The sequence below is a fragment of the Curtobacterium sp. MCPF17_021 genome (genome assembly GCF_003234605.2).
Lineage (GTDB): Bacteria > Actinomycetota > Actinomycetes > Actinomycetales > Microbacteriaceae > Curtobacterium > Curtobacterium flaccumfaciens.
In genome coordinates, this window is record NZ_CP126252.1 from 3441463 (window position 1) to 3455945 (window position 14483).

The window sequence follows — 14483 nt, forward strand, 5'->3', positions numbered from 1 at the left end:
CCATGACCAACGCCCCGCAGTCCCCCGTCGACTGGGAATCGGTCCCCGACCCGGCAGCCGTCCGGCAGCCGCGTCGGCGGTTCGAGGCCTGGATGATCCTGCGGATCGCCGTGATGGTGTTCGGCCTGCTGTCCCTGGCCTTCTGGGGCTACTGGTCGTGGCAGCTCCCGCTTCCCGGCTACCTGTTCATGGTCGGGGCTCCCCTGTTCGCCGCGGTCGTCTGGTACTTCTTCCGATCGCCGCGCTCCCCGATCGAGACGGACATCGTCGGCAAGACCATCGTCGAGGTCGCCCTGGTCGTCGCCGCAGGCGCGACCTGGATCTCAATCGGCCACCCGGTCGTCGGGATCGTCTTCATCGTGATCGCCGCCCTGAGCGGCGTGATCGCATTCCGCAAGGAGACCGCATGAGCACCACGGGCCTCCGGACCGGCCAGGAGGCCCAGCGCACGCTGGTCCGTGCAGCCCGCGTCGTCGACGCGGCCGGCACCACGGCCGACGGCTGGGTCCTGGTCGTCGGCGACACGATCCACGCGACCGGCTCCGGTCCCGAGGCCCCCGCGGCCGACCGGATCGTCGACCTGGGCGACGCGGTCCTGACGCCCGGCTTCGTGGACCTGCACGGGCACGGTGGGGCGACCGAGGCGTACGAGGACGACTCGTTCGACCGTTCGCTCGCGATGCACCGTTCGCACGGCACGACCCGCTCCGTCCTGTCGCTCGTCGCGAACCCGGTCCCCGTCCTCGCGGCGTCGCTGGCCCACGTCCGCGCCGTGATGGCGACCGACCCGCTCGTGCTCGGCGTGCACCTGGAGGGACCGTTCCTGTCCCCGCACAACAAGGGTGCCCACAACGAGTCGTTCCTGATCGAGCCGACCCCCACCGCGGTCGACGCCCTGCTCGAAGCGGGCGAGGGCGTCATCCGCCAGGTCACGATCGCGCCCGAGCTGCCCGGAGCCCTCGACGCCGTTCGCCGCTACGTCGACGCCGGCGTCACGGTCGCCGTCGGCCACACGGTCGGCACGTACGACCAGGCCCGAGCCGCGTTCGACGCCGGCGCGACGATCCTGACCCACGCCTGCAACGCGATGCCCGGGCTGCACCACCGCGCACCGGGGCCGATCGGCGCCGCCGTGTCGGACGACCGCGTGACGCTCGAACTCATCCTGGACGCCGTCCACGTGCACCCGGTCGTGGCGGACACGCTCTTCCGGGCGACGCCGGGGCGGGTGGCGCTGATCACCGATGCGATGGGTGCCGCCGGCGCTGCGGACGGCTCGTACCGGCTCGGGTCGCTCGACGTCACGGTGACCGACGGTGTCGCACACGTCGCGGGGACGGAGACCATCGCGGGATCGACGCTGACGCAGGACGTGGCGCTCCGCAACGCGGTCTCGCTCGCCGGGCGGACCCTGCCCGAGGCCGTGGCGGCGCTGACGAGCGTGCCGGCCGGCGCGCTGGGGCTCGGCGACCGTCTGGGTCGGCTGGCGCCGGGGTTCGCCGCCGATCTGGTGGCGCTGACGCCGTCGCTCGAGGTCGAGCGCGTCTGGGGCGGCGGGCGCGAGCTGCGCTGAAGCGCGCACGGCACAGACGGCTCGCTCGGACACGTCACGGCAGGTCGGTCGGGCGGGGGTTGAGGGGCTCACCGAACCGTGGGGCCCGGCCCGGGACGCAGTGCCCGTCGATGGACACGTCCGCGTACGAATCGAACGCCTGGAAGAAGATGGCGAACCCGTCTGCCGCTGTCCCACCGAGGTACCCCTTCGGGTAGCTGATGACCGTCCGCTCCGGCGTGAGTTCCGTGTCGTGCTGAACACGCGCACCCTCGTACCCGATCGCCGCGAGGGCCCGGGTGACCCGCTCGGCGACCTGATCCGCTGTACCAGGAAGCGGGAGCCGCCGAGTGCTCGCGTAGGTGTACTGCGCAGCGTCCTCGCCATCACTTCCGCAGAGGTTCCACCCGGGGTCCTCGTCACCCCACCCGTCCTGCCCGACGACCGAGCGCACGGCGGCGAAGATGTCCAGGACGTCCTGGTGCGACTGTTCGACGTTCATCGACGTGTCCTTCTGCATCGGGGAGTCCGGGGCGGCGCCGGTGCACCCGGTCAGGAGTGCGGTGACCACCAGGGCTCCGGCGAGTGAGGCGCCCCACGGTTCAGAGCGTCGGGTCACCGGTGCCCCCGGTCTGCCAGCCGTACATGAGCCAGTCGTCCCTGGTCTGCTGCCGCATCCGGTCGAAGGGGCCGCCCCGCTCGGGGATCTCGTCCCCGTGTCCCATCGCCGCTCGTGCAGCGTTGTGCTGGGCGGTGGTCCCGTCGTCGAAGTACGAGTACCGGCGGTCGTCGTCATCGCCGTCGTACGGCCCGTGGCGGGTGACGCCGTGCAGGGTGTCCGACCCACGGCCCTCGGTCTCGGAGCTGAACGCGTGCGCGTCCCACGTGGACTCGGTCGGGTCACGCCGACCGGACAGGTTCTGCCCGGTGACGGCCCAGCCGTCCTTCGCGCCCTGGCTGGCGAAGACCTGCCCCTCGGGCACGTGCAGCGCGGACGCGTTCGGTACGGCGTCCGTCACGCCGGCCGAGCCCAGCAGCACCACGTGGTCGGCGTGGGTCTTCGTCAGGGCGATGGTCGCCACGGTCGTGCCGTAGGAGTGCCCCATGACGGTCAGGTCGGCGTCCCGCCCGGCAGCCGCTCGTGCCGCGTGGAACCCGTCGAGGTCGGCGACGAGTCGCTCGGCGCCCGCTCGCGCGCGGTCGTCCGCCAGGACGGTCCGGAAGGACGGGTCGTCGGCCATCGGCGGGTGGTAGCCGATCCAGGACACGACGGCGATGTCACTGCGGCGGATACCAGCCACACGGGCTTCCTCACGACGCATCCCGCGGGCGATCGCGCTGTAGTCCTGCACCGTGCCGTCCTGGTACGTCGCGGTGTTCATGCCCGGCACGATGACGCTGACGTGCGTGGCACGGTCGAGGTCACCCGCGACGATCTGTGCGAGCGGGGGACGGTCGTCGACGAGTGCCACCAGCGAGACCGGTGTCGTGGCGAGGGTGTCCTGGATGTTCCGGTAGGCGTCGCGCTGCCGTTCCCAGACGAGCAGCTGCTCCCGTGCCGTCGCCGCTTCGGCCGGGTTCCGGGCGGCGTCGTGCCGCCCACGCCAGTGGCGGACCTGCTTCCGCGCGTGTGCGAGCCGGTCAGCCAACACCGTCGTGTTCGCCCGTGCCCGCGCCCAGGAGGCGACACCGTTCAGGTTGCCGATGACCGCCGGCATCGCCGCGACGAACGCCCGCTGGACCGCGGACGGCACACCGTCGACGCCCGACATCGCCTGCCACCACCCGGCCACCTGCGCAGGGTCGAGTCCGGCGAGCCGCTTGGCGACCCGTGCGTCGTCACCGAGCGCGACGACGGTCTCCGGGTCGAGGGTGCCGAGCCAGGTGAGGAACTGCCCGTCGCTCATCGCGGACACGACCGTGGCGGAGACCAGCTTGCCGAGCACCGACCGGTCCTCGAGCGCGGAGGCCGCCGCTCGGTCGGCTGCGGCTCGGCGGGCGACGAGCTCGTCCCACTGCGCCGTCAGCCGAGCGTCCAGCGCTGCCAACCACTCGCCGCTGCGCTCCAGCTGCTGCAGGAGCGCACGGTCCGACTCGACCGCATCCGGTCCGGACGCCACCACGGTGGCATCGCGGATCGCCCGCTGGTTGGCCGCGATGTCGTCCGCGGTGTTCCGCCGGGTCGTCTGCAGGCTCGCGGCGTCGTCCTGGATCTCCCGCACCTGGCGTGCGTAGGTGGCGAGTGCGGCCGACGCCGCGTCCAGCCGCGCCGCGACGCGCTGGGCACTCGCCGGCATCGCCGCCGCCGTCACGAGGAACCGCTGTTGCGCCCGCCCCGCCCAGCCGGACGCCGCGTGCTCCGCGGCGACGAGCACGTGCCGGGCGCCGTCACGGACCGCGTCCGAGTGGTCGTCGTGCCGACGGGCGATCCGCTGGATGCCGTCCGGGTCGCCCGCGACCGGGTCCGCGCTCACCGGACCCGCCGGGCGAGGTCGGCATCCGCACGCAGGACCGCTTCGGCGGCGGCGGTCACGTACTCGCGCAGCGTGTCCGCGTCGTCACCGAGGGAGCGGATCATCGCGTCGTGCGCCCTGGCCGACGCGACGAACGCGGACTCGACAGCCCCCGAGCCGAACGCGCCGCCGTCCGAACCGGACAACGGGCGCTCAGAGCGGAGGTCGGTGACCGCCTGCCCCGCCGCTCGTGCGACCGCCTGCATGGTCGGCAGGTCGACCGTCAGATCCCCCATGGTGCCCCCTCGTGTTCCCCGAGGAGGTCAACATATCACCGCTGAAGTACGGTGTGTCAAGCAGTGTTCAGCGGTCGATCGGGCGCCCCCGCTGGCCACTCGCCCACGACGTGTCCGCCGTGTCCCCGACCCGCAGGGACAACGTGCCGCCCCGCGTCACGAACGACGCCGGCACCCAGGACCGCTCGTGCGTCCACCCGTTCAACCGGGCGCCCTGCACGTACGGCTCGGTCCCCGAGGACCGGATGACGATCCGCTCGCCGCTCGAGCGACGGATGTCGACCGTGCTGAACGTCGGGCTGCCGATGAGCATCTCCGCTCGCCCGGGCGTCTGCGGGAACAGACCGATCGACGCGAAGACGTACCAGGCGCTCATGGTGCCGAGGTCGTCGTTGCCCGGCAGGCCGCCTGGGCCGGTCGAGTAGGCGTCGTCCACGACCTGCCGCACGGTCTCCTGCGTCTTCCAGGGCTTGCCGAGCGCGTTGTACATCCACGGCGTGTGGATGTCGGGCTCGTTCGTCGGGTCGAACTTCGTGGCGTCGCCACCCGTAACCGCGAACGCACCGGTGCTGTCGTGGAAGAAGTCGTCGAGCCGCGCGGTTGCGGCGTCGTCACCGCCGAGCGCGCTCGACAGCCCCTGCACGTCCTGCGGCACGAGCCAGGTGTACTGCGCGCTGGTGCCCTGTGCGAACCCGGTGCCGGTCGAGGGCGACCAGTCGGGCGTCCACGATCCGTCGGCCTGACGAGCAGCCTGGTAGCCGACGGCGGCGTTGAAGGTGTTCTTCCAGTAGGACCCACGCTCCGCGAACATCCGGGCATCCGAGCGCAGCCCGAGCGAACCCGCCCAGTACCCGAGCGCGCTGTCGGAGATTGAGTCCTCGAGGGTCTCGGCCGCACCACCCCAGCAGGAGCAGTCGTCGTTCGCCGCGTACTGGCGCTCCAGGTACTCGTCGAGTGCGGGCCGCTGCGCCAGGCACTGCCCCGGGCACCCGATGTCGCTCTCGGCGTCCGCGTTCTCGACCGTCGCCTGGCGCTTGAGCGAGGCGTAGGCGGCCCGGACGTCGAAGTTCCGGACGCCCATGGCGTACCAGGTTGCGAGCGTCGCGGCCGAGGGGTCGCCGGTCATCACGTGCGTCGGAGCTCCGAGGTGCAGCCACCGGTCCCACACGCCGCCGTTCTGCTCGGCGAACCGCAGCATCGACTGCGCCATGTCCCCGGCGACGTCCGGCCGCAGCAAGGCCAGCAGCTGGATCTGCGCCCGGTACTGGTCCCACCCGGAGTACGTGCCGTAGACGGCCCGGTGTCCGCGGTCCATCCGGTGCACCCGCAGGTCGGGCCCGAGGTAACGACCGTCGCGGTCGTTCAGCGTGTTCGGCTGCATGAGTGCGTGGTAGACCGACGTGTACAGCTGGGTGGTCCGGTCCGCCGTGCCGCCACCGACGCGCAGGCGCGACAGTTCACGGTTCCAGGAGGCCCGTGTGCCGGCCGCCACGCTGGCGACGGTCGAGCGCTTGGTCACCTCGCCGTCACGGTTCGCGGCCGCCCCGGCCGCGCTCACGTACGAGATGCCGATATTCGCCTGCACCGTCGCTCCGCGACGCGCATCGAACCCGACCCACGCGCCGGAGCCGCGTCCGGCGCGGTCGGCGCCGGTCAGGTAGCCCTCCCCACCGGAGGAGGACGTGCCTCCGGGCTGGACCGTGCCGTCCTTCCAGGTGCCGGTGCTCGTGAACGCCGTGTCGAAGGTCGCGGTGAAGTAGAGGCGGTAGTAGCTGCGGCGGTCCGGGTTGGTGGCGCCGCCGCCGTTCGCGCGGCGGCTGCAGAAGCCGCCGGTCAGGACGCTGCCGCTGACCGTGCGGGTGCGCGGGTCGACGCGGGTGATCGCAGCCTCGCTGCCGTTGATCGAGTTCGACGTGCGGAAGAGCAGGTTCGCGTCCTTGCCAGCCGGGAACGTGAACGCGCCGACGCCGGCACGGGTGGTCACGGCCAGGTCGGTGCGGACGCCGTTGTCGAGCGTGACGCCGTAGCGGCCGGGGCTGGCGGACTCCTGGTCGTGGGAGTACCCGGCGGCGTAGACGGCGTCCTTCGAGTCGGCCGACGGCGAGGTCGTGACCGGGGTCGTGACCGGCATGATCGGCACGTCACCGGCAGCCCCGGGAGCACACCCGGCACCGTTCAGGTGCGTCAGGCTGAAGCCGCGCAGCCGGTTCACGTCGTACGAGTAGCCGTTCGCGACCGGGGTCGACGTCTGGTCACCCGCGGTGCCCGTGGGACTCCACTGCATCATCCCGAACGGCGCCGTGGCACCCGGCCAGGTGTTGCCGTTGTTGCTCGTGCCGATGAAGGGGTCGACGTACCGCGCGGGATCGCTGACGGTGCGCCCGGCCTGCGTCGACGGCGAGGCCACGGCCGGCGCGGCGACGATCGCCGTGCCCAGCAGTGCGGCGATCGTGGCCACCGCGGCGAGCGGGAGCGGACGGACGAGCGGGCGACGGTGCACGCGAGATCGGTTCACATCGGTGACGCTAGCCCCCTCGGACGGGGGACGCCGCCTGCGTCACCGACCGCTCTCCCGCTGTTCACGTCGGGTTCGGCGTCGGGCCCGGCCTCGCCCGGCGCCCGACCCTCGCGCCCCGCGTGCCTCGCTGTCAGGATGGGCGCATGAGCGTCATGGTGTCCGTCTTCGATGCGTACCGGTCCCGCACGAGCGAGAAGTACACGGCCTACCCGCCGGACGTGCTCCCCATGTTCGTCGCCGAGATGGACAGCATGCTCGCCGAACCGATCCGCGACGCCCTGGTCACGGCGGTGACGAACGGCGACACCGGGTACGTCGGGCACGGACGGGCCCTGCCCGAGGCGTTCGCCGACTTCGCCGAGAGCCGGTGGGCATGGCGGGTCGACCCCGACCTGGTCCGCACCACCACGGACGTGTCGGTCGCGGCGGTCGAGGTGCTGCGCCGGGTCATCGAGCCGGGCGACCAGGTCGTCATCATGCCGCCCGTGTACCCGCCGTTCTGGGAGTACGTGTCCGAGGCCGGCGGCACCGTCACCGAGGTCCCGCTGCTCGCCCCCACGAGCCCGGCTGACCCCTTCGACACCACGGCCGGCTGGCGGATGGACCTCGACGGCGTCGCACAGGCGTTCGCCGACGGAGCCCGCACGGTGCTGCTCTGCAACCCGCACAACCCCCTCGGCCTGGTGCACGACCGCTCGTCGCTCGTCGCACTCGCGAAGCTGGCCGCCGAGTGGGGCGCCGTCGTGGTGTCCGACGAGATCCACGCGCCGCTCGTGCACGCCGACGCGGTGTTCACGCCGTTCCTGGAGTCCTGCCCCGAGGCCGCGTCGCTCGGCGTCGCCCTGACGAGTGCGAGCAAGGCCTGGAACCTCGCCGGCACGAAGTGCGCGATGATGATCGGCGCCTCGGAGCGGGCCCGCGCCTGGTTCGACGGACTGCCGACCGAGGTCGTCGAGCGCACCGGCATCCTCGGCTACACGGCGAGCGTCGCGGCCTTCAGCGAGGGCGGGCCGTGGCTGGCGTCGCTGCTCACCGAGCTCGCGGCGAACCGGCGCGCCCTGGCCGAGCGGATCGGCGACGTGCTGCCCGGCGCCGAGTACCGGCAACCGCAGGCGTCGTACCTGGCGTGGCTCGACCTGCGCGCGCTGCCGTGGGGCGACGACCCCGCGGCGGAGCTCGTCGACCGGGCGAAGGTGGCACTCGGCTCCGGCCCGGCGTTCGGACGGCAGGGCCGGGGCTTCGCGCGGCTGAACTTCGGCTGCTCGGCGGAGACCCTCGACGAAGGACTCAGCCGCCTCGCCGCAGCCGCCAGGGCCTGACCCCGAGCCAGACGCCTACTCGAACCGCTGCCAGGCCGGCTTGTTCGCGTACGTGTAGCGGTAGTAGTCGGCGAGCTGCAGCCCGGCGGCGGCTTCCTCGTCGACGACGACGGTCGCGTGCTCGTGCAGTTGCAGGGCCGAACCGGGCACGAAGGAGCTGAGCGGCCCCTCGATCGCCGCGGCGACGGCGGCCGCCTTCGACGAACCCTGGGCGACGAGGACGAGCTCGCGGGCCTCGAGGATGGTGCCGAGCCCCTGCGTCATGCAGTGCGTCGGGACCTGCTCGGGCGAGTCGAAGAAGCGCGCGTTGGCGTCACGGGTGGACGGCGCGAGGGTCTTGATGCGGGTGCGCGAGGCGAACGACGACGTCGGCTCGTTGAACCCGATGTGGCCGTTGGCCCCGATGCCGAGGATCTGCACGTCGATCCCGCCCGCGGCACGGATCGCGGCGTCGTACTCCTTGGCCGCGAACTCCAGGTCGGCGGCACGGCCGTCCGGCACTCGCACGCGCGAGGCGTCGAAGCCGAGCGGTGCCACGACGTCGCGGGCGATCACGGCCGCGTACGACTCGGGGTGCTCGAGCGGGATGCCGACGTACTCGTCGAGGGCGAACCCACGGGCCTCGGCGAACGAGATCTCGCCCGCCTGCACCCGGCGCTGCAGGTCGGTGTAGATGCCCTGCGGGCTGGATCCGGTGGCGAGACCGATGACGGCGGACGGCTTCTTGGCGACGACGGACGCGATCTTGGCCGCGGCGACGCGACCGACCTCGTCCGGCGTGGGCAGGATGATGATCTCCACACGGCAAGCCTACTGGTCATGACCAGTCTGCGACAGGGGTCGTGTGGGTAGCGTGGTCGGCATGCCGACCCCCGACTTCGTCCTGTCCCTGCGCGAGAAGATCGGCACGGCGCCGCTCTGGCTGTCGGGCGTGAGCGCCATCGTGACCCGCGGCTCCGGCGCCGATCGCGAACTGCTCGTGGTGCGGCGTGCCGACACGGGCGCGTACACGCCGGTCACCGGGATCGTCGACCCGGGCGAGGAACCCGCCGTCGCCGCCGAACGCGAGGTCCTCGAGGAAGCCGACGTCGTCGCCGTCGCCGAACGCCTGGCATGGGTCCAGGTGCTGCCCGAGATGACCTACCCGAACGGCGACCGGTCGCAGTACCTCGACCTGGTCTTCGCCTGCCGGTACGTCTCCGGCACGCCGAACCCCGCCGACGGCGAGAACACCGAGGCGTTCTGGGCTCGGCTCGACGCCCTGCCCGACATGTCGGAGAACATGCGGGCACGCGTCGAGGCCGGGCTGGCCGACGAGCGCGAGGCGCGCTTCCAGCGCTGACCCCACCGGTCTGGAGGCGCGGTGCCAGGCCGCCACGGGCCTCCCGTCCGCCGTCGGTCGCGCCCACCCCGCCAAAGCGACAGAAGTCCGCGAAGCATCCGCGCCCATCTGTCGCTTTCGCGACGGTGAGCGCGGTCGCGAGCGCGATCTGTCGCTTTCGCGGGGGGGGGGGGGAGCTACGCGAGCGGCGCGACCGCCACGGGTGCGCCGAGCAGGCGCACGGCGACGGGGTCGCCGGTGGCCCGGCGGTCGCCGACCTCGTGCTGGACGGTCACGACGGTGTCGTCGTCCAGGCGGACGGTGGTGCGGCGGATCGACCCGAGGAAGCTCGAGGTGACGACGGTGCCGGTGATGCCCTCCGGGGCGAAGGCGATGTCCTCCGGCCGGACGTAGGCGAGCACCGGCCCGTCCGGAGCCGAGGAGTCGAGCGCCGGCACCCGGAACCCGTACACGAAGACGTCGCCCCCGCGCAGGTCGCCCTGCAGCCGGTTCGACTGGCCGACGAAGTCCGCCGTGAACGCCGACGACGGGGTGCGGTAGAGCTCCTCGGGCGTGCCGACCTGCTCGATGTCGCCCGCCTGCATCACGGCGATCCGGTCGGAGACGGCGAGCGCCTCCTCCTGGTCGTGGGTGACGAACACGGTGGTGATGCCGAGGTCGCTCTGGATGCGGCGGATCTCGTCGCGCAGCGACACCCGGACCTTCGCGTCCAGGGCCGACAGCGGCTCGTCGAGCAGGAGCACCCGGGGGCGGGTGACCAGGGCACGGGCCAGGGCGACGCGCTGCTGCTGCCCGCCGGAGAGCTGGTGCGGGTACCGCTCGGCGAACTCGCCGAGGCGGACCATGTCGAGGGCCTCGACCACGCGGCTCTTGCGCTCGGCGGCGGGGACCCGGCGCATCTCGAGGCCGAAGGCGACGTTCTGCCGCACCGTCATGTGCGGGAACAGCGAGTACTGCTGGAACACCATGCCGATGTCGCGCTTGTTGACCGGGGTGTCGGCGACGTCCTGGCCGTCGATGCGGATCGAACCGGCGTCGATGGCCTCGAGGCCCGCGAGCGCGCGGAGCGCCGTCGTCTTCCCGCAACCGGACGGGCCGAGGAGCGAGACGAACTCCCCCGGCTCGACGCGGAGGGACAGTCCCGCGAGTGCACGGTGTGCGCCGTAGTGCTTCTCGACGGCGTGGAGTTCGACGACGGCGCCGGTGGTGGCGAGGGACGCCGGGGCTGCCGGAGCGGTGACGGTCATGCGGACTCCTCGAGGCGGGGACGACGGGTGGTGCGGGTGCGGCGGACTCGGCCCGTGCGACGGGTCCCGATGCGGCCGATGAGGACGAGCAGCACGAAGCCGAACACGAGCGCGGCGACCGAGAAGATCGCGGCGACGTACGGGTCGGTCCCCTGCACGAGCACGAGCCCGGTCTGGAACGTGCTGCGGGAGAGGAACGCGGCGAGGGTGTACTCGCCGAGGACCACGGTGATCGTGAGGAAGCACGCGGCGGTGATGCCCCGCCGCAGGTTCGGCAGGAGCACACGCCAGGTGACGGTCCACCACGAGGCACCGAGCGACCGGGCAGCCTCGGACAGAACGATCAGGTCCGTCGCGGTGATGGCGGCGGCGATCGGGCGGAACGCGAACGGCAGCGTGATGATCCCGATCGCGAACGCCAGCGTCCAGGAGCCGGATCCGAAGACCTGCGAGACGACCTGGTACACGGGGATGAACCCGACGACGAGCACCACGACCGGCACGGTGATCGGCACGATGCAGACGAACTCCAGGACGCTCCGGAGCCTGGGGTAGCGGAGCGCGGTGATGATCTGGGCGGGCAGCAGCACGAGCAGCACGATCCCGACGGTGATCACGGCGATGAGCAGCGACGCCCCGAGCCCGTCGAACACGGGCTGGTAGGTGAACGCGTTGGCCGGGTCACCGATCGCCGCCCAGTGCGCGAAGGTGAGCCCGCCGTCGGTGCCCTGCCGGAAGGTGAACTGCAGCAGGGCGACCAGCGGCACGGCGAACAGGAGCCCGATCACGGTGAGCACGATCGCTGCCGCACCACGGGACGGGGCCGTGCCGAAGCGGCGGACGCGGGACGGGCCTCCGAGCCGAACCGACTTCGCCGGGCGGACCGGACGGACCGGGGCCGCCGCGCTCATCGCTGCCACCTCGCGGCACGGCGCTGCAGCAGCGAGTACGCGCCCATCACGACCGCCATCACGACGACCATGCCGAAGGCGAGCACCCCGGCGACGTTCTGCAGGCCGGCGAGCGTCTCGCTGGTGAGCTGCGTGCGGATCGTCAGCGGCACGATGCCGCCCTGCGAGATGAGGGCCGCGGCGGTGGCGAACGACGAGAAGCCGTTCGCGAAGAGCAGCAGGAGCGACCCCCAGAACGCCGGCGCCAGGACCGGCAACGCGATCCGGCGCCAGTACGTCATGCGCGAGGCGCCGAGGGTCGCGGCGGCCTCGCCCCACTGGGCCTTGACGCCCTCGAGTGCGGGCATGAACGTGAGGACCATGAGCGGCACCTGGAAGTAGACGTAGGGGATCACGAGCCCGGGCACCGTGTAGAGGAAGGCGCCGTCCGCGTTGAGGTCGACGTGGAAGACCGTGACCAACCACGTCGTGACGAGGCCTTGCACGCCGATCGTCGCGATGAACGCGAACGCGAGCATGACGCCACCGAACTGGGCGAGGACGCTCGCCGCCGAGTCGATCATCGACCGGACCAGTCCGTCCGGCCGCAGTGCCGAGAGCGCCCAGCAGACGACCGCGCCGAGCACGGCACCGATGACCGCGGAGGCGGCGGACAGGCCGAACGACCCGCCGAACGCCCGCAGCACGGACGGGTCGGCGAAGGCCGCGAGGTTCGCGAACGTGAACGCTCCGGAGCCGTCGAAGAAGCCACTGCCGATCGCGATCACGGCAGGGACGGCGAGGAACAGCAGGACGTAGGCGGCGAAGGGCGTCAGCCCCAGCCAGGCGAGGCCGACGCGGCGCCGGACACGGGGTCCGGCGCCGCGGCGGACGGCATCGGCGGACGCTCGTGCGGACGTCGGGCGCACGGGGCTCGTCGCGCTCGTCGCGCTCGTCGCCGGTGCGGCGTCGGTCGCGGCTGCGCCGCTCGCCGCGGGCGCGTCTGCCGATGCGGTGGTCATGCTGCTCAGGACCCCATCGTCGAGGACCACTTGGCCTTGAGCACCTTGGCGGCGTCGGCGACCTGCGCGTCGGTCAGCTCGACGTAGTCCTTCGGTGCGCCACCGGCGGCGTCGAGGGCGTCCTGGTCGACCTTGCCCGACTTCGTCAGCGCGGCGAGGGTGGACGGGAAGGCGCCGGCCTGCAGGTACAGGTTCTGGACCTCGGGGCTGGCGATGTACTCCTCCCACAGGCGGGCGGCCGCGGGGTGCGGGGCGTCCTTGTTGATGGCCTGCGAGTAGTACGACCCGAGCGCCTGCCCCTTCGGGACGACGGTCTTCCAGTCCTTGTTGCCACTCGCGCCCGCCGCCGGGCCCCAGGCTAGGTTGTTGTACGACCACTGGACGACGACCGGGGTCTCACCCGAGGCGACGGTGGCCTGCGTCGGCAGCACGTTCTGGAAGTTGCCGGCCTGCTTGAGCTTGCCGAAGAAGTCGACGCCCTTGGTGATGTCGTCGGCCGAGCCGCCGTTCTCCAGCGCCGCCAGGTACACCGCGGACGCGGCCTGGTTCGCCTGCGTCGGGTCGCCGCCGATCGAGACCTTGCCCTTGTACTCGGAGCCGAGCAGGTCCGTCATGTCCTTCGGGGCGTCGGAGATCTTCGACGAGTCGTACCCGATCGACATCAGGCCGGTGTAGTCGCGCGTCCAGGCGCCGTCCTCGTCCTTCAGGTTCGTGGGGATGTCGTCCCAGTTCGCGACCTTGTAGTCGGCGAACAGGTCGAGGTTCTCCTGCAGCACGGCGTTGCCGAGGTCGAGCACGTCGGGGGCGGTGGACTGGCCCTTCTGCGACTTGACCGCGGCGACCTCGTCGGCGCTCGAGCCGTTCGGGTTCGCGGAGTTGATCTTGATGCCGTACTTCTTGGTGAAGCCGTCGATGATCTTGCCGTAGTTGGCCCACGTCGGCGGGAGCGTGATGACGTTGAGCTGGCCCTCGGCCTTGGCGGCCTTGACCAGGGCGTCCATGCCGCCGGCGGACTGGGCGCTGGTGGTGGTCTTCCAGTCGGCGTCGCCCTTGCTCGTGCTGGCGGAGCTCGTCGAGGAGCATCCGGCGAGGGTGACGACTGCTGCGGCGGCCAGGGCGATGCCGGCCAGGGTGCGCTTGTGCTGCACGGGTGGGCCTTTCGGGTGGGGGAAGGTGCTGCGGGGACCGGGTGTCCGGGTTCTGGTCGATCGTGGACGCGGCCGGTTTCCGGCCCGTGCTCCGGTGGTGAACGACGGCGGAACAGCGGGTGCGGCTGTACGCTTTGCTCGTTCTGGGCGCAGGGTCGCGCCCACACCAGGCCTGGAGGCACGGATGCGGTTCACGACGACGGTCCTGCAAGCGCGGAAGACGGCGACCGGACTCCCCGTCCCGGAGTCCGTCATCGAGGCGCTCGGATCCGGCAAGCGCCCCGCGGTGGTCGTCACGATCAACCGGGGCTACACCTACCGCTCCACCGTCGGGGTCATGGACGGGCAGTTCCTGGTGCCGCTGTCGGCCGCACACCGTGCGGCCGCCGGGATCGCCGCCGGGGACACCGTCGAGGTCTCGCTCGAGGTCGACACCCTGCCCCGGACCGTCGACCTGCCGGAGGACCTTGCCGCCGCGCTGCAGGAGGCCGGCGTGCGTGCGGCGTTCGACACCCTGTCGAACTCACGGCAGCGCGCACTCGCCGACCCGGTCGCGCAGGCGAAGGCCCCGGAGACCCGGGCCCGGCGGATCGAGAAGGCCGTGGAGTCGCTGCGGGGGTAGGGGTCGGGGCGGGCGGGGTCGGGCGGGGTCGGGCGGGGTCGGGCGGGGTCGGGCGGTCTGGTCGTTCCGGGCGT

At 72.2% G+C, this 14483-nt stretch carries 14 protein-coding genes; 5 read left to right on the plus strand and 9 right to left on the minus strand.

Annotated elements, in window-relative coordinates:
- Window positions 1–2 precede the first annotated feature (2 nt).
- Window positions 3–410, plus strand: coding sequence for a YrdB family protein (locus DEJ29_RS16245; protein WP_084740750.1), 408 nt, complete (start codon window positions 3–5; stop codon window positions 408–410).
- Complete coding sequence (gene nagA, locus DEJ29_RS16250) at window positions 407–1573, plus strand: N-acetylglucosamine-6-phosphate deacetylase (protein WP_111095614.1); 1167 nt, start codon at window positions 407–409, stop codon at window positions 1571–1573. Before DEJ29_RS16245 ends, nagA begins: the two co-directional genes overlap by 4 nt.
- 34 nt (window positions 1574–1607) lie before the next feature.
- Here nagA and DEJ29_RS16255 read toward each other — a convergent pair whose 3' ends face one another.
- The 4 genes from DEJ29_RS16255 to DEJ29_RS16270 all read right to left on the minus strand — a co-directional run bounded on the left by DEJ29_RS16255 (window position 1608) and on the right by DEJ29_RS16270 (window position 6816).
- A complete protein-coding gene (locus DEJ29_RS16255) occupies window positions 1608–2171 on the minus strand; it encodes a hypothetical protein (protein WP_258375997.1) in 564 nt (187 codons plus the stop codon).
- Entirely contained in the window at window positions 2155–4026 is a 1872-nt protein-coding gene (locus tag DEJ29_RS16260; protein ID WP_111095612.1) for an alpha/beta hydrolase, read from the minus strand. Before DEJ29_RS16260 ends, DEJ29_RS16255 begins: the two co-directional genes overlap by 17 nt.
- Window positions 4023–4301: a hypothetical protein gene (locus tag DEJ29_RS16265; RefSeq protein WP_111029039.1), complete on the minus strand. Its 279-nt coding sequence runs from the start codon at window positions 4299–4301 to the stop codon at window positions 4023–4025. Before DEJ29_RS16265 ends, DEJ29_RS16260 begins: the two co-directional genes overlap by 4 nt.
- A 67-nt stretch (window positions 4302–4368) precedes the next feature.
- Window positions 4369–6816, minus strand: coding sequence for a GH92 family glycosyl hydrolase (locus DEJ29_RS16270; protein ID WP_258375996.1), 2448 nt, complete (start codon window positions 6814–6816; stop codon window positions 4369–4371).
- A gap of 146 nt (window positions 6817–6962) precedes the next feature.
- Here DEJ29_RS16270 and DEJ29_RS16275 point away from each other — a divergent pair, with 146 nt between their 5' ends.
- Window positions 6963–8138, plus strand: coding sequence for a MalY/PatB family protein (locus DEJ29_RS16275; RefSeq protein WP_111095610.1), 1176 nt, complete (start codon window positions 6963–6965; stop codon window positions 8136–8138).
- A 15-nt stretch (window positions 8139–8153) separates the two neighbouring features.
- On the opposite strand, the gene nagB is transcribed toward DEJ29_RS16275, so the two are convergent.
- The gene (nagB, locus tag DEJ29_RS16280; protein WP_071404694.1) at window positions 8154–8939 is read right to left on the minus strand and encodes a glucosamine-6-phosphate deaminase; all 786 of its coding nucleotides are present in this window, start codon (window positions 8937–8939) and stop codon (window positions 8154–8156) included.
- 61 nt (window positions 8940–9000) lie between these two features.
- Between nagB and DEJ29_RS16285 the strand changes: the two genes are divergently transcribed.
- Entirely contained in the window at window positions 9001–9480 is a 480-nt protein-coding gene (locus DEJ29_RS16285) for an NUDIX hydrolase (protein WP_017888122.1), read from the plus strand.
- A gap of 176 nt (window positions 9481–9656) precedes the next feature.
- Here DEJ29_RS16285 and DEJ29_RS16290 read toward each other — a convergent pair whose 3' ends face one another.
- Genes DEJ29_RS16290 through DEJ29_RS16305 form a run of 4 tightly spaced genes read right to left on the minus strand, consistent with a single transcriptional unit; the run spans window position 9657 to window position 13787 of the window.
- Window positions 9657–10727, minus strand: a complete 1071-nt coding sequence (locus tag DEJ29_RS16290; RefSeq protein WP_111054111.1) for an ABC transporter ATP-binding protein — start codon at window positions 10725–10727, stop codon at window positions 9657–9659.
- On the minus strand, window positions 10724–11638 hold the full coding sequence (locus tag DEJ29_RS16295; protein ID WP_111095609.1) for an ABC transporter permease: 915 nt from the start codon (window positions 11636–11638) through the stop codon (window positions 10724–10726). The genes DEJ29_RS16290 and DEJ29_RS16295 overlap by 4 nt, the downstream gene beginning before the upstream one ends.
- A complete protein-coding gene (locus DEJ29_RS16300; RefSeq protein WP_258375995.1) occupies window positions 11635–12639 on the minus strand; it encodes an ABC transporter permease in 1005 nt (334 codons plus the stop codon). Before DEJ29_RS16300 ends, DEJ29_RS16295 begins: the two co-directional genes overlap by 4 nt.
- Window positions 12640–12644: 5 nt before the next feature.
- Complete coding sequence (locus DEJ29_RS16305; protein WP_111032298.1) at window positions 12645–13787, minus strand: ABC transporter substrate-binding protein; 1143 nt, start codon at window positions 13785–13787, stop codon at window positions 12645–12647.
- Window positions 13788–13971: 184 nt separating this feature from the next.
- Here DEJ29_RS16305 and DEJ29_RS16310 point away from each other — a divergent pair, with 184 nt between their 5' ends.
- The gene (locus tag DEJ29_RS16310) at window positions 13972–14409 is read left to right on the plus strand and encodes a YdeI/OmpD-associated family protein (RefSeq protein WP_111095607.1); all 438 of its coding nucleotides are present in this window, start codon (window positions 13972–13974) and stop codon (window positions 14407–14409) included.
- The last annotated feature ends 74 nt before the right edge of the window (window positions 14410–14483 follow it).